18 protein-coding genes are annotated in these 21,983 nt (G+C 67.0%); 6 read left to right on the top strand and 12 right to left on the bottom strand.

The window, feature by feature from the left end; translation table 11 throughout:
* Entirely contained in the window at positions 1-1,071 is a 1,071-nt protein-coding gene (locus tag WMC41_RS02495) for a LacI family DNA-binding transcriptional regulator (RefSeq protein WP_432346924.1), read from the top strand.
* A 196-nt stretch (positions 1,072-1,267) separates the two neighbouring features.
* Here WMC41_RS02495 and WMC41_RS02490 read toward each other — a convergent pair whose 3' ends face one another.
* Both WMC41_RS02490 and WMC41_RS02485 read right to left on the bottom strand, forming a co-directional pair.
* Positions 1,268-2,107, bottom strand: a complete 840-nt coding sequence (locus WMC41_RS02490) for a sugar phosphate isomerase/epimerase family protein (protein ID WP_432346923.1) — start codon at positions 2,105-2,107, stop codon at positions 1,268-1,270.
* A 65-nt stretch (positions 2,108-2,172) separates the two neighbouring features.
* Positions 2,173-3,675 (bottom strand): FAD-dependent oxidoreductase, encoded by a 1,503-nt coding sequence (locus WMC41_RS02485; protein WP_272804493.1) that lies wholly within the window; start codon positions 3,673-3,675, stop codon positions 2,173-2,175.
* A gap of 150 nt (positions 3,676-3,825) precedes the next feature.
* Between WMC41_RS02485 and WMC41_RS02480 the strand changes: the two genes are divergently transcribed.
* The 3 genes from WMC41_RS02480 to WMC41_RS02470 are packed head-to-tail and all read left to right on the top strand — an operon-like array spanning position 3,826 to position 6,505.
* Positions 3,826-4,827: an SIS domain-containing protein gene (locus tag WMC41_RS02480; RefSeq protein WP_272804492.1), complete on the top strand. Its 1,002-nt coding sequence runs from the start codon at positions 3,826-3,828 to the stop codon at positions 4,825-4,827.
* A gap of 18 nt (positions 4,828-4,845) precedes the next feature.
* Positions 4,846-5,556 carry a GntR family transcriptional regulator gene (locus tag WMC41_RS02475; protein WP_432346922.1) on the top strand — a complete coding sequence of 237 codons (711 nt, stop codon included), beginning with the start codon at positions 4,846-4,848 and terminating at the stop codon, positions 5,554-5,556.
* Between the two features lie 10 nt (positions 5,557-5,566).
* Entirely contained in the window at positions 5,567-6,505 is a 939-nt protein-coding gene (locus WMC41_RS02470; protein WP_244768070.1) for an ornithine cyclodeaminase, read from the top strand.
* A gap of 54 nt (positions 6,506-6,559) precedes the next feature.
* On the opposite strand, the gene WMC41_RS02465 is transcribed toward WMC41_RS02470, so the two are convergent.
* The 3 genes from WMC41_RS02465 to WMC41_RS02455 all read right to left on the bottom strand — a co-directional run bounded on the left by WMC41_RS02465 (position 6,560) and on the right by WMC41_RS02455 (position 9,239).
* Positions 6,560-7,345, bottom strand: coding sequence for an amino acid ABC transporter ATP-binding protein (locus WMC41_RS02465; RefSeq protein WP_288083159.1), 786 nt, complete (start codon positions 7,343-7,345; stop codon positions 6,560-6,562).
* Positions 7,345-8,268, bottom strand: a complete 924-nt coding sequence (locus WMC41_RS02460) for an amino acid ABC transporter permease (protein WP_244768072.1) — start codon at positions 8,266-8,268, stop codon at positions 7,345-7,347. The genes WMC41_RS02465 and WMC41_RS02460 overlap by 1 nt, the downstream gene beginning before the upstream one ends.
* Before the next feature lie 125 nt (positions 8,269-8,393).
* Complete coding sequence (locus WMC41_RS02455; protein ID WP_244768073.1) at positions 8,394-9,239, bottom strand: ABC transporter substrate-binding protein; 846 nt, start codon at positions 9,237-9,239, stop codon at positions 8,394-8,396.
* Between the two features lie 261 nt (positions 9,240-9,500).
* On the opposite strand from WMC41_RS02455, the gene WMC41_RS02450 reads away from it, so the two are divergent.
* The gene (locus WMC41_RS02450; RefSeq protein ID WP_288083160.1) at positions 9,501-10,589 is read left to right on the top strand and encodes a LacI family DNA-binding transcriptional regulator; all 1,089 of its coding nucleotides are present in this window, start codon (positions 9,501-9,503) and stop codon (positions 10,587-10,589) included.
* Positions 10,590-10,713: 124 nt separating this feature from the next.
* Complete coding sequence (locus tag WMC41_RS02445; RefSeq protein WP_288083161.1) at positions 10,714-11,601, top strand: PfkB family carbohydrate kinase; 888 nt, start codon at positions 10,714-10,716, stop codon at positions 11,599-11,601.
* Between the two features lie 497 nt (positions 11,602-12,098).
* Here the strand turns inward: WMC41_RS02445 and WMC41_RS02440 are convergent, their stop codons facing one another.
* The 7 genes from WMC41_RS02440 to WMC41_RS02410 all read right to left on the bottom strand — a co-directional run bounded on the left by WMC41_RS02440 (position 12,099) and on the right by WMC41_RS02410 (position 21,943).
* Entirely contained in the window at positions 12,099-13,145 is a 1,047-nt protein-coding gene (locus tag WMC41_RS02440; protein WP_288083162.1) for a lipocalin-like domain-containing protein, read from the bottom strand.
* The gene (locus WMC41_RS02435; protein WP_432346921.1) at positions 13,135-15,534 is read right to left on the bottom strand and encodes an FtsX-like permease family protein; all 2,400 of its coding nucleotides are present in this window, start codon (positions 15,532-15,534) and stop codon (positions 13,135-13,137) included. Before WMC41_RS02435 ends, WMC41_RS02440 begins: the two co-directional genes overlap by 11 nt.
* A complete protein-coding gene (locus WMC41_RS02430; RefSeq protein ID WP_432346920.1) occupies positions 15,531-16,187 on the bottom strand; it encodes an ABC transporter ATP-binding protein in 657 nt (218 codons plus the stop codon). The genes WMC41_RS02435 and WMC41_RS02430 overlap by 4 nt, the downstream gene beginning before the upstream one ends.
* A 273-nt stretch (positions 16,188-16,460) precedes the next feature.
* Positions 16,461-18,650, bottom strand: a complete 2,190-nt coding sequence (locus WMC41_RS02425) for a nitric oxide reductase activation protein NorD (RefSeq protein WP_432346919.1) — start codon at positions 18,648-18,650, stop codon at positions 16,461-16,463.
* Between the two features lie 25 nt (positions 18,651-18,675).
* Positions 18,676-19,488, bottom strand: coding sequence for a CbbQ/NirQ/NorQ/GpvN family protein (locus WMC41_RS02420; RefSeq protein ID WP_432346918.1), 813 nt, complete (start codon positions 19,486-19,488; stop codon positions 18,676-18,678).
* A 45-nt stretch (positions 19,489-19,533) separates the two neighbouring features.
* Positions 19,534-20,553 carry an alpha/beta fold hydrolase gene (locus WMC41_RS02415; RefSeq protein WP_432346917.1) on the bottom strand — a complete coding sequence of 340 codons (1,020 nt, stop codon included), beginning with the start codon at positions 20,551-20,553 and terminating at the stop codon, positions 19,534-19,536.
* 58 nt (positions 20,554-20,611) lie between these two features.
* Positions 20,612-21,943 carry a purine-cytosine permease family protein gene (locus WMC41_RS02410; protein WP_432346916.1) on the bottom strand — a complete coding sequence of 444 codons (1,332 nt, stop codon included), beginning with the start codon at positions 21,941-21,943 and terminating at the stop codon, positions 20,612-20,614.
* Positions 21,944-21,983 lie beyond the last annotated feature (40 nt).

Raw genomic sequence — 21,983 nt, 5'->3', positions numbered from 1 at the left:
ATGGACCAGAGCCCGCCCCGTTCCCCCTCCGTCACGGTTGCCGACGTCGCGCGCAAGGCGGGCGTCTCGAAGGCCACCGCCGCGCGCGTTCTGGGTGGCTACGGCACCGTGAGCGACCGGGTGCGCGATGCCGTGACCGCCGCCGCGCGCGCCCTTGACTACCAGCCCAACGAACTTGCCCGCAGCATGACGACGGGCCGCTCCGGCACGATCGGCGTCGTGGTGGGCGATATCGAGAACCCGTTCTTCAGCCTCGCCATGCGGGGGATCACCGATATCGCCCGGCAGGCCGGCTTCACCGTCGTCCTCATCAATTCCGGCGAGGACGCCGAGGCGGAGAAGGCCGCGATCCGCACCCTGCTTGCCAAGCGGGTGGACGGCCTGATCGTCTCGCCGGCCAAGGAGAGCGATGTCGGCCATCTCAGGGAAGCCGCCCGCGCCGGCCGGCCGCTCGTCCTGCTCGACCGCGGCAGCGAAATGCTCGACGTCGACATGGTGATCGCCGACGACCGGCATGCCGCCGAGGGCATCACGCGCCGGCTCATCGCGCTCGGCCACAGGCGCATCGCCTATCTGACAGCCTGCGACACGCCGGACCACCGCTTTCGCACGCCGTCCGACATCAATACCGGCTCGGTGCGGCGGCGCATCGAGGGCTTTCTCGGCGTCTGTCGTGAGGCGGGCCTCGAAGGAATGGAAGACCGGGTGCATGTGGGCGCCGTCACGCCGGAGCATACGCATCGCATCGTCACGGGGATGCTCCAGTCCTCGCAGCGCCCGACGGCGATCATCGCTTCGGACAGCGTGATCGGGCTCGAAGTGTTCAAGGTGTGCCGCGCGCTCGGCCTCAGCATACCGGACGACCTGTCGCTGGTGTCGTTCCACGATGCGGACTGGACGTCCGTCACGACGCCGCCCGTCACGGTGGTGCGCCAGCCCGTCTACCGCCTCGGCGAGACGGCGGCGAAGCTGCTGGTCGAGCGCTTGAACGGCAACCACGCGGAGGCGAGCCGCGTCGTCCTGCAGACGGAAGTCATCGAGCGCGCCTCCGTTGCCGAGGCGCCCGCCTAGAGCATTTCCGGTACCGCATTATCCGACACCGAAGCGACTTCGCTTCGGCTGGAAATGCTCCAGGCATTCCGCGCGGGCCAAGAACGCCTGCCAAGCCACAGGACACCCAGCACCGCGGCCTGGGCAATGGCCACAGCAGCGGATCCCTGTCTCTTCGGCGCCGCGGCGGCGGGCTTCCGTTCCTCCCCTTCGCTTCTCAAGCCGGACCAAGGGCCTTGCGCATAGCCTCGACGCATTGCCTTAGCGGCGGGGTGGGATCGACATTGTATTTCCAGTTGGTCAGCTCGACCGTCAGCGAGCCTTCGTAATTCTGGCTGCGGAGATAGGCGACAAGCGTGTCGAGATCGACGATGCCCTCGCCCCACGCCAGATGGCTGCCGCCGGCATCCGCGTCGGTGAAATGCACATGCGCGACGCGGCCTGCAAGGTGGGTGAAATAGTCCTCGGACCTCTCGCGCGTCATCACGGCGCCCGCGACATCGTAGACCGCATGGAGCACGGGACTTGCGAGCATGTCCATCAGTGCGCGGATCTCCTTTGCCGAGCGAACGATGTTGGCGAAGGAATCCGGCAGCGCCTCCATCCAGAGGTCAAGGCCGAGTTTCTGCGCACGATCGCACAGGATGCCCATGGAATCGACGCAGCGCTCCAGCGCTTCTGCGGCCGGTTCGTCGCGATAGCCGCCGCCGGCCGTCACCAGCAGGGCGGGCGCGCCGCATTCGACGGCGAATTCCATCGATTCCAGGAAATAGCGCACCGAACGGTCGCGCAGCTCCGGCTCCCTCGCCGAGATGTTGATGGGATAGATGCACTGTTCCGGCGTGAACGCGACGATGTCGAGGCCCATTCCCCGCACGGTCCGCCCCAGCGCCCGTGCATCGGCCAGCGTCTTGTCACCGATATAGAAATGCGGAGCGGCCGCCCACAGCTCGATGCGCGAGACCCCGGCCTCGCGCACATCGGCCAGAAACCGGTCCAGCGTATGCCGCACATAGTGGAAGTTCATTACGCTGATATTGCGTTCGTCGAGTGCCATCGCATGTCCTCCGCCGGTGGTCGCCGAAGCGACGATTTCATTTATTTTATGAGAACGTTCTCATTTCAGCGTGCCAAATCGTGAGATGGCCAACGAAGGCCGAATTCGGTGACGGTTTCGTCGATGAAGCAGGCGATCTGGGCCGCCGTCTCCTCCGGCGTCCAGCCGAGATGCGGGGCGGCGAACCTTGCGGCGGCCTCCGCATGGCGCAGGCCGAGATCCGGCTCCCACCCGACGGAAAGACGGCGGCGCAGGATATCCGACAGCGTGCGGGCCTGCTCGTTCAGCACCGCATGGGCGACGGAGGCTTGCGTGACGCGGTCCATGTCCTCGACGGGCGGCGAGGCCGTGTCGAGCGGCCGCGGCGGGCCGGACGGCTTCAGCCGGCGGGCGACCGCACGCCTCAGCCGCCGCCCCGCGTCGCGATGGGTCATCAGCAGCCCGCCGGTGAAGGTGAAAAGGTTCGGCAGGCCCTCATCGGTCAGGTCGTGCTCGCGGACGGCGGGCGCAGGCCCCTTGCCGTCCCGGGCGAGGCTGCGCGGGCGCACGCCCGCCCAGGAATAGAGCACGTCCTCGCGCCGCAGCCCGAAACCGGGAAACAATCGCCCCAGCTGGTCGAGGATGGCGGCGATCTCCGCCTCGCTCGCCCGGAAGCCTTCGGGCCGGCCGTCCGAGGCGGAATCCCACGGGCCGGCATAGTGAAGGGCGCCCCACGGGATCAGGTAGAAGGGCGCGCCCGCCGCGGTGACGGTCTCGAAGCCGATGCCACGAAGACTTTCCGGCAGGCGCACGACGATGTTCGTACCCTTCTCGCCGCTGTTCCTGCGGATATGCGGCGCGCCGGCAAGCGCGGTGATCTCGTCCACCCAGACGCCCGCGCAGTTGACCACCGCACGCGCCAGCACATCGCGCGATACCCCCGCCGCTGTCAGCGTGACCCGCCACAGGTCGCCATCACGCGCAAGCGCCGTCACCGCGGTGTGGTTCAGCGCCTCCATGCCGATCGCCCGCGCCTTCATGACCGTGTCGACCACGATGCGCTCCGGCCAGCAATACTGATATTCCGTGAAGGTCATCGCGCCGTGAATGCCGTCGAGCCCCGCCATACCTTGCAGCGCCGGATGCGCCCGCGCCTCCCCGGCGGAAAAGATCTGCAGGTCCAGCGGGACACGACCGCCGTCGCTCGTCGCCATCAGGCGGAAGGCGAGCCGCGCCTTCCAGCGGGGAATGGCGTTTTCCCGCGTCAGCGGAACGACGAAGGTGACGGGTTTCACCCGCTCGGGCGCGGTCCGCACGAATTCCGCCCGCCCCCGCATCGCCCGGCGCATGAGGCTGAAACATTCGATTGCGCTGCGCGGGCGGGCGAGAAAAGACGCGATCGATCCGCTGGCAGCGGACAGATAACCGAGCCCGCAATGCTGAAGGCGCGAGGTCCTGCTGGAGGTGCCGGATCCATAATCGTCACGCTCGACGAGCAGCGTGCCATAGCCCGCCGCCGCCAGATGCTGCCCTGCCGCCGCGGCGATGATGCCGCCGCCGACAACCACGGTGTCGTAAGTCTGGGTCACGGTCCATCCCCGCCCTGCCGCCCATGAGGCGATGCGCTCAACGTTTGATGTGAGAACGTTCGCAAAATTCTGGCGACGGTGTCAAGTCCGCTTGACGCGAGCGGAAAGATTATAATACGTATTATAACGTCATATCAGAAAGGTCCATTCATGCCCTTCCCCTCCGCCTTCGACGCCGGCGTCGTCGCCGCGCTCTCCGCCCTCGATGCGAAATCGGTAAAACATGTATTCTTCATCGCCTGCGGCGGCTCGCTGTCGATCATGCATCCGGCCAAGTTCCTCCTCGACCAGCACTCGCCGCTGCCGTCGGATGTCTACAACGCCGCCGAGTTCGTCGCCCGCGCGCCGCGGTCGCTGGACGATAAATCGCTGGTCGTCCTTTGCTCGATGACGGGCACCACGAAGGAAACCACTGCCGCGGCCGAATTCGCCCGCTCCAGGGGCGCGACGACCATCGGCCTGACGGTCGAGCCCGCCTCCCCGCTCGGCAAGGCGGTCGACCATGTCGTCGGCTTCGAGGCGCCCTATACGACCGGCGTGCCGATCGATGCGAAGAACAGCAACTATTCGCGGATCTACCAGATCGTCATGGGTCTCGTTGCCCTCACCGGCGGCGAGAACCTGACCGAGGCGCTGATCGAAAGCCTTTTCGCCCTCCAGCCGGCCATCGACCGCGCGCAGGCCGCCTTCGCGCCGATGTTCGAGGACTATGCGCCGCGCTTCGCCAAGGAAGATGTGGTCTATACGGTCGCGAGCGGCGCGAGCTACGGCGCGGCCTATTCCTTCGCCATCTGCGTGCTCATGGAGATGCAGTGGATCAACAGCCAGGCGATCCATGCCAACGAGTTCTTCCACGGCCCCTTCGAGGTGCTCGACAAGGACCGCGCCTTCATCCTCATGAAGGGCCTCGACAGCACGCGGCCGCTGGAGGAGCGCGCCGACGCATTCCTGCACCGGTTCGGCGCGGCGGAGAACATCCTCGTTCTCGATGCCGAAAAGCTCGACCTCTCCGGCATCGCCCCCCAGTTCCGCGGCAATGTCGTGCCGCTGATCTTCTTCGACACGCTCTGGCGTTTCGCCTATAAGATCGCCGACCTGCGCAAGCACGAGATGCTCGAGGCACGGCGCTACATGAAGAAGATCGCCTACTGACCGGGCCTGGAAGGGCGGATGGACGACCAAGCAAATCTCTTGCCGCTCTATGAACAGGTCCGGCGCTCGATCCTGGCCGGCATCGAGTCCGGCCAGTTCGCCGAAGGCAGCTTCCTGCCCGCCGAACCGGAGCTGATGGCACTCTACGGTGTCAGCCGGATCACGCTGCGGCGCGCGATCGGCGAGCTTTGCGCCGATGGCCGCCTGCAAAGGCAACAGGGGCGCGGCACCGTGATCATGCCGGGCAAGGTGCGCCAGACGCTCGTCTCGCTGTCGGGCTTCTCCGAAACCATGGATGGTCTCGGCAGAAAGGCCGGCCATCGCATCCTCGCCCGCGACGACAATCCCGACGCGCCGGCCATCCGCGAGCGCCTCAAGGCCGGGGCGCTGATCCGCTTCGACCGGCTGCTGGAGGACGACGGCCGGCCGATGACGCTCGAAACGCTCTGGTTCGACGGCTCACGTTTTCCCGAGGTGACCGCGCCGGTCGCCGCTGGCGGCTCCTTCTTCGCCGCGCTGCGCGACAGGGCGGGCATCGTGCCGGCCCATGCGGAGCGGCAGATCGATGTCGGCCTCGCCTCGGCCGCCGAGCGCACCATCCTGGCCGTGACCGCCGCCCAGCCGGTCTACCGGATCGAGAAGATCGTCACCGACGCCGAAGGGCGCCCGCTCGCCCTGTCGCAGCTCGTCACCCCAAGCCATCTGGTCACCTACACGATCAAGACCTGAAAGGTTCGCCATGCACGTTTTCGATGCGCCCGCCGTTCACGCGGCGCTCCCGTGGACTTTTCTGATCGAGGCCTTGCGCAAGGCGCATCTCGGGCCGATGCCCGCCTCCGACGTCGTGGTGCAGTCCGATCCCATGGGCGGCGAAGCGCAGTTCGTCACCCTGCCCGGCTGGGCGCCCGGCGGCCCGATCGTCGTGAAGATGGTCGGCGTCTTTCCGCAGAACGCGGCCCTCCAGCCGCCGCAACCCGCCGTCCAGGGGCTGGTGGCGCTGTTCGACGGCACGACCGGCGGGCCGCTCCTTGCGGCGGACGGCGCGGCGATGACGGCGCGCAAGACCGCCGCCGATTCCGCCCTCGGCGCGGCCATCCTCGCGCGGGAAGACGTGGAGGACCTGCTGATCGTCGGGGCCGGCGCGCTCGCCCCGCATTTCGCCGAGGCGCATCTGGCGGCGCGGCCCTCGCTGCGCCGGGTCACGATCTGGAACCGCACTGCGCCCCGGGCCGCGGCGGTGGCCGCGCACCTTCGCGAAAAGGGCATCGACGCCACGGTCAGCGAAGACCTCGACGGCTCGGTCGCCCGCGCCGACGTGGTGTCCTGCGTCACCATGTCGGACAGGGCGCTGGTCAAGGGCGCGCGCCTGCGGCCGGGCGCCCATCTCGATCTCGTCGGCGCCTATCTGCCCACCCTTCGCGAAGCCGACGACGCGGCGCTCACCCGCGGCACGATCTTCGTCGACAGCCGCAACAACATGGCGGGCGGCGGAGATCTCTCGCAGGCTGTCGCATCCGGCGCGATCACCTGGGATGCCGTGAAGGCCGACCTCTTCGAGCTCGTCCAGGGCAAAAGGGAAGGCCGCACCGGCGCCGATCAGATCACCGTGTTCAAGAACAACGGCGGCGCGCATCTCGACCTCTTCACCGCCGCCGCACTGTCGCAGACGCTCGGCTAAAGCAATACCAGCAAAAGGGCGAAGCGGTTTTGCGTCCGGAAATGCCCTGACGCATCACGCGTCGGCCAGAACACGCGCCAGGAAGGCCCGCGTACGATCATGTTGCGGGCGCGTCAGCACGTCGACCGGCCGCCCCTGCTCCACGATCACCCCGCCATCCATGAAGATCAGGTGGTCGGCGACATCGCGCGCAAAGCCCATTTCGTGCGTGACGACGACCATGGTCATGCCATCGTCGGCAAGCTTGCGCATCACGGCGAGGACCTCGCCGACGAGTTCCGGGTCGAGGGCCGAGGTCGGCTCGTCGAACAGCATGACGTCGGGCTTCATCGCCAGCGAGCGGGCGATGGCCGCACGCTGCTGCTGGCCGCCGGAAAGCTGCGCCGGATAATAGTGCGCCCGCTCCTTCATGCCGACGCGCTCCAGAAGCACCATCGCCTCCTCGACCGCCGTGGCGCGCGGCACGCGCTTGACGAGGATCGGCGCCTCGATGACATTTTCAAGCGCGGTCTTGTGCGGGAAGAGATGGAAACCCTGGAACACCATGCCCATGCGCTGGCGCTGGCGGGAGAGCTCGTTGAAGCTCATCTCGTAGAGCTTGTCGCCCTTCCAGCGCACGCCGACGGGTTCGCCATGCAGGAAGATCGCGCCGCCGGTGGGCTTTTCGAGATAGTTGAGGCACCGCAGGAACGTGCTCTTGCCAGAGCCGGAGGGCCCGACGATGCAGGTCACGTCGCCGCGCATCACCGCGACATCGATGCCGCGCAGCACCTCGTGCGCGCCAAAGCTCTTGCGCAGGCGCTCGACCTTCAGAAGCGGCTCGCCGTTCGCCTGGCTCATCACACGGCCTCCTGCTGGCGCGCGAACAGGCGGAAGGGGAAGATCCCGCCCGCTTTCGTCGCGCCGGCCCGGTGCTCGGATTTCAATCGGTGCTCGACGGCATGCTCGACGACCGTCAGGATCGTGGTGAGAACGAGATACCAGATGGTCGCGACGAGCAGCAGCGGCACCGTCTGGTAGGTGCGCGCATAGACCATCTGCGCCGAATAGAGCAGATCGGGCAATGCCAGCACGGAGACGAGCGAGGTGAATTTCAGCATCGAGATCGTGTCGTTGCCGATGGGCGGAATGACGATGCGCAGTGCCTGCGGCAAGACGATGCGACGAAGCATCTGGGCGCGCGTCATGCCGAGCGTGGCGGCTGCTTCCGTCTGGCCGACATTCACGGCCTGGATGCCGGCACGGATCATTTCGGCGGCATAGGCGCTTTCTGTGAAGGCAAGGCCCATGATGGCCGCGCTGAAGGGGGTGATGAGCTGATTGGTATTCCAGGAGAGGAGCTTCGGCCCGCCGAATGGGATGCCGATCGATATTTCTGGCAGGAGAAGCGCCAGATTGTACCAGAAGATCATCTGCACCAACGGCGGCACGCCGCGGAAGAACCAGATCCAGCCCCAGCTGACGGACTGGAAGACGCGGCTGGCCGACAGGCGCATGATGGCCAGCACGACACCGATTGCAAGGCCGAGCACCATGGCGAGGAATGTCAGCAGCAGCGTCATGCCGAGACCCGACAGGATGGCCCGGTTGAACATGTATTCGGCAACGACGGCCCACTGCATGTTCTTGTTGGTGACGAGCACCTGCAGGAAGACGACCGCAAGGACGGCAAGAACCACGCCGCCGATCCAGTGGCCTATCTTCGGCACCGCGATGGGCTTGAGATCGTGGATCGAGGGGCGGTGTGGCGGTTCTTCAGACATCGTCGTTCCTTGTGCCGGTCGCGGACCTCGCCCCGGCCCGAGGCAAGCCCCGAGCCGGGAAAGCGGCGCTGGAGCATTCCAGCAAGCGTGCGCAGTTTTCGCGTTTCGAAGAAAAGCACAAACGCCTAGAGGTCCGCCGGATTTTCTTCCGTGATCAGAAGCGCCTTGCTCAGCATGCCGGAATCGTTCAGGCCCCACTTGGCCATGATCTTCTCATAGGTACCGTCGTCGATCATCGACTGGATCGCATCCGTCATGACCTGGCCAAGCGGATCGCCCTTGCGCACGCCGATGCAGCTGTTGACGGGCGACAGAACCAGTTCCGACACCTTCAGGTCGCCGGTCTGCTTGGCCATGTAGGCAAGCTTGACGGAGCCGGCCACGGTCGCCTCGGCGCGCTGCGAGCGCACGGCCAGTTCCGCCTGGGCCTGTGTGCCATGCGTCTGCATGATCACCGGCTTGTCCTTGCATTCGTTGGCGTTCAGCTTCTCCAAGAGGCCGAGGTCCCAGGAGCCGTTCAGCACGGCGACCGTCAGGCCGCAGGCATCGGAGGCCGTCTTGATGTCGAGCTTGCTGTCCGCCGGATAGGCGAACGAGGTGCCGATCTTGCGCTGGGAGACGAAATCCAGCGTTTTCAGGCGTTCCGCGGTGGTGCCGAAGGACGAGAAGCCCGCGTCGAAACGCTTCGACTGGAGGCCCGGAATGATCGCGTCGAAACTGGTGCCCTCGAAGGTGAAGGTCACGCCGAGGCGATCTTCCATCTCCTTGGCGATATCGACGCTCCAACCCTTGAGCTGACCATCGGAATCGAGGAATTCGTCGGGCGCCCAGTCGTTGAAGACCGCGGCCTTGATGCCGTTGTCCTTATATTCCTGCGGCAGGGCATCGTGCAGGGCGGGAATGACATCGGCAAGCGCCGGCATTGCCAGCGCCGCGCTCAGGGCACATCCGGCGAGAATGGATTTGAACATGACAACCTCCTTGTCGTGGCGAACCGGCGGGTCCGCGATTGCGTTCTCTGGTTCCCCTTGCAGATAATGGCGAGAACGTTCTCACATATGAGACACGGAGATGGCCCATCCGTCAAGCGCCTCCCGCACCGATCGAGGGCGTAAAGACATTGAAAACGGCCATCGATCTGGTAACACCTGAAAAAGCCTACCGTCTTCTACCGGAATACGCATGATCGGATTCTCAGTCGGCAGGCCCGAAATGTGAGAGGGAAGTGCCACGTGACCCCGAAAAGCAAGGCAACCATCGCGGATGTAGCGCGCGCTGCAGGCGTTTCCACGGCAACGGCGGGGCGCGTGCTCGGCGGCTATGGCTATACCAGCGAGGAGAAGAAGGAGCACGTTCTCAAGGCCGCCCAGGACCTCGGCTACCGGCCCAACGCGCTCGCCCGCAGCCTCATCACGGGCAAGACCCGCACGCTCGGCGTGGTGGCCGGCGATATCCAGAATCCGTTCTATGCTTCTGTCCTGCGCGGCATTTCCAACGTCGCCGAGGCCAACGGATTCGGTCTTTTGATCACCAATAGCGACGAGGCCCGGGCAAAGGAGGTCCACTCCGTCGAGCTTCTCGCCCAGAAGCAGGTGGACGGCCTGATCGTTACCCCCAGCGACACGCGCAAGGCGCGGCACCTGCACAATCTCAAGGCCATGGGCATGCCCCTGGTGCTGATCGACCGCGCCGTCGCCGGCCTGATGGTCGACCGGGTGGCGACCGACAACATCGCCGCCGCCGAACAGGCCGTCCGCCACCTTATCGCGGCCGGACACCGCCGGATCGGCATCGTGGCGGAGCTCGTCGACGAGGAGAGCGGCAAGCTGGATGCATTCCTGGCGCGCGCCGTGGCGGGCGATCCGATCGAGAGCGAAACGCTCTATCCGAGCTGGCAGCGTCTTCTCGGCTATATCCGGGCGCATCGGATCGAGGGCCTGCCCGTGGATCCGCGCCTGACCCTTCGGGCGGGAAGCTATTCCGCCCTTGCCGCGCAGGCGGTCGTGTCCCGCCTGATGACGGCACCCGACCGGCCGACGGCGCTCTTCACCACGGACGGCACCATGTCCGAGGGCGCCATGCGGACCCTCACCGAGTTGAAGCTCTCGATCCCGCAGGATCTCTCGCTCATCTGCTTCGACGATCTCGACTGGATGAGCTTCCACCGCCCCGGCATCACGACCGTGGCGCAGCCGCGCCTTGCCATGGGTGAGGCCGCCGCGCGAATGCTGCTGGAGCGCATTCGCGGCGAAGCCTTTCCGCCGCGCACGGTGCTGATGCCCGCCGAACTGGTCGAGCGCGGTTCCGTCGCCCGGCTCTGATCCCCTCGCAAAACGGTCCGGGGCGCCGTTTCAGCCGCGCCGGCCGGAGGAAACCATTTGCCATTCCGGGGGCGGTCCTATAAATGAGAACGTTCTCAGTTCCTTATCAGGAGACGCCTGCCCGATGTCGCGCCGCACCAGAATCCTCGCCTTCGGAGACAATGTGGTCGATTGCTACCTCGACCAGAACCTGATGTTCCCCGGCGGGAACTGCGTCAACCATGCCGTCTTCGCGCGCCGCGCCGGCGCCGAGACGGCTTATGCGGGCGCAGTCTGCGACGACGACGCCGGGCGGCTGATCCGCCAGGCGCTGATCGAGGAAGGCGTCGATGTTTCCTCGCTGCGGATGGAACCGGGACAGACGGCCTATTGCGTGATCGAGACGCAGGAGGGCGAGCGGGTGTTCATCGGCGCCAATCTCGGCGTGTCGATCATCGCGCCTTTGCGGGCGGACCTCGCGCGGCTTTCGGATTTCGATGCCGTCCATACCGGCCGGTCGAGCCATGTCGATGCCTGGCTGCCGCGCTTTGCGGCGGCGACGAAGGTTTCCTACGATCTTGCAACCGTCCACGATCCCGAGCGCATCGCCCAGGTCGCGCCCCATTGCTTCCTCCTCGCCCTTTCCGCGGGAGGCACGCGCCATGAGGAGGCCCTTGCGCTGGCGCAGGCCGCGCGAGCGGCCGGTGCGCGCTGGAGCCTCGTCACCAGGGGTATCGACGGAGCCGTCCTTGCCGGCGAGGCCGGTGTGTTCGAGGCGCCGGCCCAACCGGTCGACGCCATCGACACGCTCGGCGCCGGCGACACCTATATCGCCAATGTCCTCGTCGGCCTGCTCGGCAAGCGGGATCCCGAAACGATCCTGAAGGATGCGGCAGAAGCGGCGGCCCGGACCTGCCTGATACGCGGCGCCTTCGGCCATGCCGCCACCATGAGCGTCGACCTCTCGAACATGATGAGCCTCGAGGAGATCTATCGCACCACCCGTCCCGCAAAAGTGCCCGAAGACGCCTGACGGACGCGGTTCCATGCTGATCCGGCCGGAGCCCTCTACCCGTGTGCTCCGTTTCACGGCATTCCGCTTGCACGCCGGTTTCGCAATTGGCGACGCCCGCGCTTTCGCCTTGCCCGTCTCGGCGCCGATGATCCGCGCCCCCTCGGGCCTGCGCTTCTGCCACGAGGCGAGCGGCAGGCACGCGGCTGCAACGCCTGGCACGATCCGACAGTCGATTGGCGCACCTTGCCACTGCGCACGAAGACGCAGGCCGATACCTTTGCGTTCATCGACACGAAGGGGTGCGAAAGCCGCCTGCCCGCTTCCCACCAAATCTCAACCCTTTCCGGTCGCGACGCGAGCCGCGATACGGTGAATTTGGCAGGAGCCGGCCTCAAGGCAACCTTGCAACCGCTTCTGCCTGTCACCATTCATCCATCTTTCCCACCAACGCACCGGATATTGGAACGGGTCGGGGATCGCCACCGTGCGTTACCGAGGCCGGCTATGGGTCATGCTTATCGCTGCCCATAGCCCGTCATCTCCAGATAGCCCTTGCCGGGATGGCTGCCGGCCACGCGCACGGGACCTTCCCAGTAGGAAATGCCGAGATCCATCCAGGCCTGCGTGTTGAGCGCGCCGACAGTGACGTCGAGCCGACGGTCGGGCAGGGTGAGCCGCCAGCGCGTCGGGATGTCTTGCCCCTTCACCCGGCTCGTCTCCACCGGGGTCGCGACGAGCCTGCCGTCGCCATAGGGCGTCGCCGTACCGTCCGCCGCGATCCACGTGGCGGAGGTGAAGTCGCCGCCAGCGGCATCGCGCAGGCGGAAACCCATCAGCTTCTCGCCTGTGTCGAAGGAGAGCGAGAACCAGTCCCAGCCGGACTGTTCCTCCGCCAGCGGCTGCGACGACCATTCGCGATCGAACCACGCAGTGCCGCGCACCGGGATTTCGCCTTCCGGCAGGGTGATCGTTCCCTCCACGGCAAAGAAAGGCTGGGAATAGTAGTGGCTCGCCTGCCCTTTCGCCGATTTCACCGAATAGCCCTGCTCGCCGTGCAGCACAATCGGGCCTTCCGCGCGCATGGCAACATCGTAGGCGAAATCCTTGCCCGTCGCCGTGAGCCGCAGGCGGTCCAGGCTGTCGCCCGCCATCTGCCAGTCGTCGATCCAGGCCGCGAAGGGCTCGGCCGTCACGCCCGCCTGGCCTGTGCCGCCGCGCGCGAAACGCTCCGTGGCGCGGTGCACGGCGGCGCTGGTGACGGCGGCATGGCCGAACCACACCTGCGGGCTCTCCCATGCCGCGCCCTCGCCCGGTGCGAGCGCCGAGCGGAACAGCGTCCATTGCAGGCCGTAGTCCGCACCGTCCGGCCCGGTGAGGTTCGCGGTGACGTACCACCACTCGATCCGGTAGTCCGGATGGGCGCCGTGATCCTGCGGGAACGCGAGCTGCCTGCCCCGCTCCGGCACGGCGAAGCCCTCGGCGTCGGTGCTGAGCCCGGCAAAACCTTGGGCGAAGGCGTTGCCGACACCCAGCAGCAGGAAGAGCAGGGCCCTAACGTTCATTGGCGAAGATCCTCAGCAGCGCGGCAGGCTCCATGCGCGCCAGCCGCCAGGCCGGCCAGAGCGCGGCGGAAAGCGCGGCGCCGAGCGCGAAGAGCATCAGGCGGGTGTATTCGGCTGGAAACAGGTACATCGGCAGGCGCCAGCCGAACGCCTCGACATTGACGATGGCGAGCAGCACCCAGGCGAGCACCAGGCCCAGCGGCAAGGCCAGCACCGCGGTGAGCGCGGCGAGCAGCACGGTGCGCAGGATCTCCATGCCGGCGAGACGGCGCTGGGTCGTTCCCATCGCCCAGACGGGCGCCATCTGCGGCAGCCGCATCGCCGCCAGCGTGAGCAGGCTCATCAAGATCGCGAACGCCGCAACCGCCAGCGTCAGCACGTTCAGTGCCCCGGTCACCGAGAAGGTACGCTCGAAGACAGACAGCGAGAACGCCTTGAGCGCCGCCTGGTCGACGATGCGCGCCGGAGGAAAGTCGAACGCCTCCACGAGCGCCTGGCGCAGGCCCTGCGGGTCGTCGGTGCGCACGCCGTAACGCCGCGGCACGACGCCGGGGAAGGCCTGGCGGAACAGCGCCTCGCCGACGATGGCCTGGCCGATCGGGTTTCCATAGTCGCCGACGACGCCCGCGACCGGCATCGACAGTCCGGGGCCAAGCGCGAGCGCGTCGCCCACGCTCAGTCCGGCACGGCGGGCAAGCTGCTCGTTGATGATGACGGCCCCGCCCGCTTCGACCTCGTCCCAGACGGCCGGGACGGCGTTAAGGAAGCGCCAGTTTTCACGATAGGTGTAGCCGATGCGCGCGCCGAAGATCTCCGCCCGCAACCCGGCGAGCGTCGCATCGACGGACATGATCGGCAACACCGCGTCGGAGCGCGCCTCGAGGAAACGTTCCAGGCCTGCCCGGTCCGCCACAGCCTCCGCATCGACGTAGAGCTCGGCGGACAGGCGCTGGTCGAGGAAGCCGACGAAGGTCAGGCGAAAGCTCGAGACCATGGTTGAAACGCCGACATTCGCGGCCATGGCGAGCAGCAGCGCCATCAGCGCAAGCCCGAGGCCGGGAAGTTGCTGGCGGGTGTCCGCCCAGAACCATTGCGTCATGGCGCGGGCTGCCCGTGCTTCGCCAAGGCGCAGGATCGCCCCAAGGCACGGCGCCAGCGCAAGGGCCGCGCCGAGCATCAGGCAGGCGAGCAGCACGAAGCCGGCGGCGAGCCCGGTCCCGACGACGGCCAGAACGCCTGCCGCCGCGAGCAGCAGGGCTGCCGCCACGGCCTGCAGCTTGCGCGTCCGCCCCGAGGCCAGCGCCCAGGCGCGTCCGCCGGCACTCGCCAGGACCGGCATCCGCGCCAGCCGCCACAACGCGCTCGCCGAGGCGAGCAAGGCGCCGCCGAGCGCCATGGCCATTCCCGAAAGCCACCATGCCGGACGGATCTGCAGCGTGCCGGCGACGTCGGCGCTGTAAAGGCCCCGTATCGTCGCGGCAACGTCCGGCAGCAGGAGCGCCGCGATGAGATAGCCGAGCACGATGCCGAGCGCGCCGGCAACCGTCGCCAGCACCACAAGCTCCAGCACCATCAGGACGATCAGGCGGCGCAGCGGCACGCCGAGCGCGCGCAGGGTGCGGACCATGCCGCGCCGCTGCTCGAATGCGAGGCCGATCGCCCCGTGGACGATGAAGATGCCGACCGCGAAGCTGAGCAAGCCGAAGGCCGTGAGATTGAGGTGGAAGCTGTCGGTGAGCCGGCCGACATCGGTCGCACCGTCGGCGCGCTGGAGCAGCAGGTCCGGCGCGATCTCGGCCAACGGCCGTTGCCGCAGCGGCTGGTCCGGCAGGACGATGAGGCGGCTGATGCGCCCCGCGCGGCCGAGCAGCTTCTGGGCAACGCCGATGTCGGCAAGCACGGTGCCTGGTGCGATCGCCTGATCGACCAGGACCGGGTTGGACAGGTTCGGCGCAAGGAGCGCGGCCGTCTGCGGCCCGGCGACCAGCGTGTCGGCGCGCACGAGACGGTCGAGGTCGGCGCGCGCCAGTGCCGCGCGCGCCGCCGAACCCGGCGGCGCGGTCAGCGGATCGACGCCGACCAGCCGCACGGCGGTTCCGCCCACCCGCAACCTGCCCTCCACCACCGGGCTGACCAGCCAGCCGGCGCGGCGCAGCGCGACGAAAAGCGCCTGCGGCATGGCATCCCCCTCGGGCGGCAGGAGCTGGTCGAACCGGCCTTCGGCCAGCGTGGCGGCGGCCGCGTCATAGCTCGCGCGCGCCTCGGCGTTGATCGCCTGCACGCCCGACCACAGCGCCGTCGCCAGCGCGAGGCCGAGCACCAGCGTCAGCAACTGGAGCCGGTTGCGTCGCCAGTGCGACGCCAGTGCCGAAAGGATCGCGCCAGTCACAGGAGGCGGCCCTGGCTGAGATGCGCCTGCCGTCCGAGCCGCGCGGCAAGGCGCGGGGAGTGCGTGACCATCAGGAGCGCCGCGCCGGTCTCCGCCACGAGCGCGAGGAACTGCTCCATCACCTCGTCCGCGGTCGCCTCGTCGAGGTTGCCGGTCGGTTCGTCCGCCAAGATCAGCTTCGGCCGCGCCGCGAGCGCCCGGGCGATCGCCACGCGCTGCTGCTGGCCGCCGGACAGTTGCTCCGGATATTTCCGCAGGTGCGGCTCCAGGCCCAGCGCGCCGGCCAGCCGGGAAAGCGCCCGCGGTTCCGGCGTGTCGTTCAGGCGCGCCTGGAAGGCGATGTTGACGGCGACGTCCAGAGAGGGGATGAGGTTGAACTGCTGGAAGACGATGCCCACCGCGCTTCGCCTCAGTCGCGCGCGCCCGCTGTCGTCGAGCCTCGTAACCTCTTGCCCGTCGAGCAGAACGCGCCCGCCGTCTGCGGCGTCCAGCCCCGCCACGAGGTGCAACAGCGTGCTCTTGCCCGAACCGGATTCGCCGGTCAGCGCCAGCGTCTCGCCGGCCTGGAGCGAGAGCGTCACGCCGCGCAGCACAGGCACCGGGCCTTCCGGGCCTAAATAGGATTTCCGCAGGTCCTCGATCGAAAGCAGCATGCAACACAGCTATCGCATGCGGCGGAAAGTAAAAAGGCCAAGTCGCAAGATCCGTCGACAAGGCACACAAACGACGCCCGGCCGCATCGCGTCGGATCGTTGGCCGCAACGATCCGAATTTCGAACGACAGGCATATTCCTCAAGGGCCCGGCGCCAATCACGGTTCTTTCCCGCCGAGCTTCCGGACCGCCGGAAACACCCTGCCGGCCGGCCCACTAGAGCATTTCCGCATTATCCGACGCCGAAGCGACTTCGCTTCGGCTGGAAATGCTCTAGGCTCGCAGCCTCAGGTAGACCGCGGGCAGCAGCGTGTCGAGCCGGTCGATCGAGTCGATGCATATCGCACCGCGCGGCCCGAAAATGCGCTGCGGATAGGAATCCGCGTCCGAATCCAGCGCCACGCAGAAGGTGTCTATCCCCTCGCGGCCGAGTTCGTGCACCGCCATGCGGGCATCCTCCACCAGATAGCGCCGGTCGTCGACGTCGATGTCGGAGGGTTCGCCGTCCGTGACGATGAGGAGCAGCCTGCGGTAGCTGCGCTGCCGGCGAAGATCGCTGCCGGCGTGGCGGATAACCGCGCCGAGCCGGGTCGAATAGTCGCCCGTAAGCCCTGCGAGGCGGGCGATGGCGAAGCGGTCGAAGGGCCGGCCGAAATCCTTGATGCACATGTAGCGCACGTCCTCCCGCCCATTGGAGCAGAAGGCGGCGATGGCGAAGGGATCGCCGACATCCGTCATCGCGCGGGCGAGCAGCGCCGTCGACAACCGCTCCATCTCCAGCACGGAGCCTTGCGAACCGCGCACCCTCTCCGTCGTGGAGCGAGATGAATCGATCAGCACGAGCACCGACATGTCGCGCGAACGCCGCTCGTAGCGGCCGTAGACCCGCGTATCCGGCACCTCGCCCGCCCACCGCGCGATCATGGCGGCGATGCTCGCGTCCATGTCGAGGAACTCCCCTTCGGTCTGGCCGCGGACCCGCTGCTGGCGGCTGATCCGCGAGGCCTTGATGAGCGTCGAAAGCCGGTCGACGAGGTCGGACCGCGCCTCGCTCAAGGCCGATGCTACACGGGGCAGGCCGATCTGGCCCGGCATTTCGCGCACCCGGCACCATTCCGGCCGGTAGCGGCCGGTGACATGGTCGTATTCCGGGTAGCGGGCAACGAGCAGGCCGTCCTCGTCCTGCGCCTCGGCCAGCCGCCCGCTCGCCGTATCGCCATCCTCGCCCTCCTCGCGGCGGCCATCGTCGCCGGCCTGCTGCTCGATCCGCGCGCCTTCGAGCATGGCCTCGATCTCGACCGGCGCCTGGCTGTCGTCCGGGCCGAAATCCCAGATGCCGATATTGTCGTCGCGGTAGGCCGGCTGCACCACATAGGTCCTGGCGTCGAACTGCAGGCGCATCTGGCCGATATCGTTGCCGAGCAGCCCGCCGATGCGTCGGCTGAGCTGCTGGTCGCCGATATTTTCGCGGACGGCCTCGGCGAAGAGTGTCCGCCCCTTCTCCACCCAGCCATGCGGATCGGCATAGTCCGGATCCACCAGCGCCCGCGCAAGCCGGGCCATCAGGGCGATCGCGATGGGCGGGCCTTCCGGCCGGGCGACATGGAAGCGTCGCCAGAGGGCGGCAAGGCCGGGCATCGTCCGGGCGGCGAGCCTTTCGACACGCGCGTCCTCGATGAGGGAAACGAGGGCGATCTGCAGCGGCTTCAGCCCGGCGGCGGGAAATTTTGCCCGCGTGAAGCGATGATGCGCGCCGATATGCGCGACGGCGGCGCGGTAGAGCAGCTTCGCCTCGCCGCCCTCGAAGCCGGCGAAGGCGGCCGGCAGGCGCACGCCGCCACCACCGAAACCGGGCCTGCGCCGCATCTGTTCCGGCGCATCCGGCGGCGCTTCGGCAATCGGCGGCGCCATGCCCCAGAGAGCCTTGAGGTAAAGGCCGAGGCCATGGCGCCATTCAGCAAGGCCGCCTCCCGCCCCGCGCCCCTCGACCAGGCGGATCGCCTCGCCGCTTTCCAATGCGAAGAAAGCGCGCCGGCGCGCCACGTCCTTGGCGCCGATATGCAGGCCCATGCGCACGAAGGCGACGAAATCCCGCGCATCCAGTGCCTCAAGGAGCCGGCCGGTGTTTTCCAGAAGGGGAAGCGCGGCCTCCGGCGCCCGGCGCGCGACATCCTCAATCGCCGCCGCCCAGGCGTTCATCCCCACCTCATCAAAATGGCGCGATGCGACAAGCGCCGCCTGCGGCACGCGGCTTGCGGCCAGCCGGCCCGAGCGGATCGCGACCTGCGATACCGCCGAGGCGAGCCGAACGGCAAAAGCCGGGCCGGCAAGCGCCGCAAGGGCGGGGCCGGCGCGGCGATAGGCATCGGCGACGAGGTCGCCGTAACCGGCCCGGTCGATGCGGCCATGCGCGACATGCCAGCGCTCCCGCCATTCGGGCGGAAATCCATCGGGCGCATTCATGATTGCCGCCTCCTGCATGAAACGTTCAAAGGCAGGCGGCGATGGCGCCGGAGAGCGCATCGCGCAGATCAGGATCATCGGTGATCGGCACGACCATCGCCACCTGGCAGGCCGCCTCGATGGCAATGCCGGCGGCAACGAGCAGCCCGGCATTGATGAGCATGCGCGTGGAGGCTCCCTCTTCGAGGCCCTGCCCCTTGAGGTTGCGCGACCGCTCGGCGATGCGCACCAGGGTCTCCGCCGTGCGCCGGTCGATGCCCGCCTCCCGGGCGACGATCTCCGCCTCGATATCCGGCGACGGATAGCCGAAGGCAATGGCGCCGAAGCGCTGCTTGGTCGATTCCTTCAGGTCCTTGAGCACGCTCTGGTAGCCCGGATTGTAGGAGATGACGACCTGGAAATCCGGATGCGCCCGCACCACCTCGTTCTTCTTCTCGAGCGGCAGGATACGCCGGTCGTCGGTCAGCGAGTGGATGACGACGGTGGTGTCCTGCCGCGCCTCGACGATCTCGTCGAGATAGCAGATGGCCCCCTCGCGCACGGCAAGGGTCAGCGGTCCGTCGTGCCAGACCGTGCCGTCCGTATCGAGCAGGTAGCGGCCGACGAGGTCGGAGGCGGTCATGTCCTCATGGCAGGAGACGGTGATCAGCGGCTTGCCCAGCCGCCAAGCCATGTGCTCGACGAAGCGCGTCTTGCCGCAGCCGGTCGGCCCTTTCAGCATGACGGGCATGCGGCTCTTGTGGGCGGCCGTAAACAGCGCGATCTCGCTTTCGACCGGCCGATAGAAAGGTTCGCTGGAAATGCGATAGGCATCCAGGTTCGTCACGATAGACCTCATGGAGTTGGCGCCGCGATGCTCCCGGCCATCGCGGCGCGGGGGATTTCAGGACGCCAGCAGTTCCTTCAGCTTGTCGTCCAGGAACTTGACGTCGACGGGGTTGGTACCCGGCCCGCCGGCAAAGTGCCCCCAGATCGAGGGGATCGGCACGTAGGTCGCATTCGGCATGTTCGCGACCTCGTTCTCGCTGTCCTCCGGTGGAAAATAGAGGTCGGTTCTGCCGGGCATGACATAGGCCTTCGCCTTGATGGCGTTGAGCGCGGCCTTGTAGTCACCGTTGTAGAGTTCGTTTGCAGAGATGTCGCCGTTCTGCCAGGTCCAGAGCATGGCAAGCAGGTTGTTCGGATCCTTCGGCAGGAAGAAGCCTTCCCAGAAGGAGACGAGAAAGTCCTCCAGCGAGGCGTAGCCCAGCGTCTTCAGGTCGAGTTCCTCGCGGTAGAAGGATTGCGAAAAGCCCCAGCCGGCATAGACACGGGCGGCGGCGCGCAGGCCCTTTTGCGGCTTCTCCTTGTACCAGCCGTCCTGGAAAGCACCGTCCGCCGTCAGGGCCGCCTTGACGCCTTCGAGGAAGACGAAGTTGTGGCGCGAGCATTTCGCCGAGCCGCAGAAGGGCGCGAGCAGGTCCATCATGCCGGGGTACATCGCGCCCCAATGGAAGGTCTGGAGCCCGCCCATGGACCAGCCCGTCACCAGGCGCAGATGCGAAATCTCCAGATGCTCCGTCACCAGCCGGTGCTGGGCGCGGACATTGTCATAGGCCGTCACCTTCGGGAAACGCGCAGCATTATAGGGCTCCGGCATGTTGCTTGGCGAGGAGGAGAGGCCGTTGCCGAACATGTTGGGGATGATGATGAAATACCTGCCGGGGTCGAGCGCCATGCCCGGGCCGACCAGCCATTCGTTGTCGTAGTGCTGGCCGGAATACCAGGTCGGATAGAGGATGGCGTTGTCCTTCGCGGCATTGAGGGTGCCGAAGGTCTTGTAGGCGAGTTTGGCCTCGCGCAGGATCGCGCCGTTCTGCAGGGCGAAATCGCCGAGTTCGAAGATCTCGTAATCGAGCGTCATGTCTGTTTTCCTTCATTGAAAATGCGCGTTCGGCGCGCGCCGAGGCGCGCCGCCGCTTTCAAGCGGATGCATCCACGGCGGACCGCCGGTCCTTCAGCGAGGAGAGCGCGAAATGGGCGATGCCGGCGACGATGCCCGCGCTGATCGCGGTGGAAAGCTGCGGCGCATAGAACTCGACGATGAAGCCCACGGCCGCGCCGATCACCCAGGAGATGAAGGGCGTCGAGCGCCATTCCTTCTCCACCCCGCCGCCGCTTTTGAAGGCATAGGCCTCGACGAGCAGGATCATGCCGATGGGAGGGACCACGATACCGAGCAGCGACAGCCACTGGATGAAGAAGGCCCAGACATTGCCCGCGGCGATGACGATGCCGAGGATGCCGAGTGCGACGGCGAGCAGCCGCATCTTCGAGCCGAGGATGCGCGACCAGCCCGTCGCCGCATTGTAGAGGCAGTGCGAGCAGACCGAGCCGAGGTTGATGTAGAGGAACAGGAAGGCGAGCGCGCTGAGCCAGCCGATCTGCAGCGTGTTCATGTAGCCGAACATGTTGTCCGCCCCGAACGGGTTGGCATGCGGCACGGCAAGGGCCGCCGTCAGGATGCCGCCCACCAGCATGGCGACGAGGTTGGAGACCGGAAAGGCTGAGAAGGTCGCGATGAGGGAATGGGTGCCGGTCCGGGCCCAGCGGTTGAAGTCCGCGGTGACCGTACCGGCATCGATGAAGAGGGCGATGACGACCGTCAGCCCGACCCCCATGGACATGGTGGCGACGCCGTTGTTGCCGGCATAGCTCCAGATCGCATCGAAGGTGGTGGTCGAAGCCGAATGCAACACCACGAACAGGCCGAGCACGAAGAACAGCGGCACCGAGACGAGGCCGATCAGGTGCAGGCCGCGCACGCCGATGAAGGTGATGGCGATGTAGAGCAGGCCTGCCACGATGGTCATGGCGACATAGTTCATCTCGTAGGTGCTGGCGATGAGCGCGCCGGTAATACCCGTCTGCACCGCGAACCAGCCGAGCAGCAGCGTCGAGAGCAGGCCCGAGGCGAGCGCATAGCCCTTCGTGCCGAAGACTTCCGACGCGATCAGCGCGAAATTCCGGCCGCTCCGCGTCGCCGAAAGGCCGAGCGCGCCGACATAGGCGAACATGATCAGGTTGCCGATGACCATCGCCGCGAGCGCGCGGGAAAAGCCCATGCCCAGCACGAGGATCGAGCCGGTCATGGAGCCGGTGATGATCGCCGGGAAGCCGGCCCAGACCGTCACCATGGAAAACAGGCTGTGCCGGGCCGAAAGCGGCACCGGCGCATGTTCGTATTCCTCGCCGAGCACATGGTCGGCATCGAGCGGCGACGGATCGCCGGGCCCTTTGGAGTGTGTAGACATGTTCGTTCCCCTCATGTCTTTCTTGTTGAGGAAGGCCATC

It is taken from the genome of Shinella yambaruensis, from assembly GCF_050859155.1.
Classification (GTDB): domain Bacteria; phylum Pseudomonadota; class Alphaproteobacteria; order Rhizobiales; family Rhizobiaceae; genus Shinella; species Shinella yambaruensis.
The sequence above is the reverse complement of the archived record's forward strand: the minus strand, read 5'-3'. Positions and strand labels throughout refer to the sequence as shown.

Bases quoted from the DNA above. Each gene is read 5' to 3' on its own strand.
- WMC41_RS02495 (WP_432346924.1), top strand. From the start codon at position 1: ATGGACCAGAGCCCGCCCCGTTCCCCCTCCGTCACGGTTGCCGACGTC.
- WMC41_RS02490 (WP_432346923.1), bottom strand. From the start codon at position 2,107: ATGGCACTCGACGAACGCAATATCAGCGTAATGAACTTCCACTATGTG.
- WMC41_RS02480 (WP_272804492.1), top strand. From the start codon at position 3,826: ATGCCCTTCCCCTCCGCCTTCGACGCCGGCGTCGTCGCCGCGCTCTCC.
- WMC41_RS02475 (WP_432346922.1), top strand. From the start codon at position 4,846: ATGGACGACCAAGCAAATCTCTTGCCGCTCTATGAACAGGTCCGGCGC.
- WMC41_RS02470 (WP_244768070.1), top strand. From the start codon at position 5,567: ATGCACGTTTTCGATGCGCCCGCCGTTCACGCGGCGCTCCCGTGGACT.
- WMC41_RS02465 (WP_288083159.1), bottom strand. From the start codon at position 7,345: ATGAGCCAGGCGAACGGCGAGCCGCTTCTGAAGGTCGAGCGCCTGCGC.
- WMC41_RS02460 (WP_244768072.1), bottom strand. From the start codon at position 8,268: ATGTCTGAAGAACCGCCACACCGCCCCTCGATCCACGATCTCAAGCCC.
- WMC41_RS02455 (WP_244768073.1), bottom strand. From the start codon at position 9,239: ATGTTCAAATCCATTCTCGCCGGATGTGCCCTGAGCGCGGCGCTGGCA.
- WMC41_RS02445 (WP_288083161.1), top strand. From the start codon at position 10,714: ATGTCGCGCCGCACCAGAATCCTCGCCTTCGGAGACAATGTGGTCGAT.
- WMC41_RS02440 (WP_288083162.1), bottom strand. From the start codon at position 13,145: ATGAACGTTAGGGCCCTGCTCTTCCTGCTGCTGGGTGTCGGCAACGCC.
- WMC41_RS02430 (WP_432346920.1), bottom strand. From the start codon at position 16,187: ATGCTGCTTTCGATCGAGGACCTGCGGAAATCCTATTTAGGCCCGGAA.
- WMC41_RS02425 (WP_432346919.1), bottom strand. From the start codon at position 18,650: ATGAATGCGCCCGATGGATTTCCGCCCGAATGGCGGGAGCGCTGGCAT.
- WMC41_RS02420 (WP_432346918.1), bottom strand. From the start codon at position 19,488: ATGAGGTCTATCGTGACGAACCTGGATGCCTATCGCATTTCCAGCGAA.
- WMC41_RS02415 (WP_432346917.1), bottom strand. From the start codon at position 20,553: ATGACGCTCGATTACGAGATCTTCGAACTCGGCGATTTCGCCCTGCAG.
- WMC41_RS02410 (WP_432346916.1), bottom strand. From the start codon at position 21,943: ATGTCTACACACTCCAAAGGGCCCGGCGATCCGTCGCCGCTCGATGCC.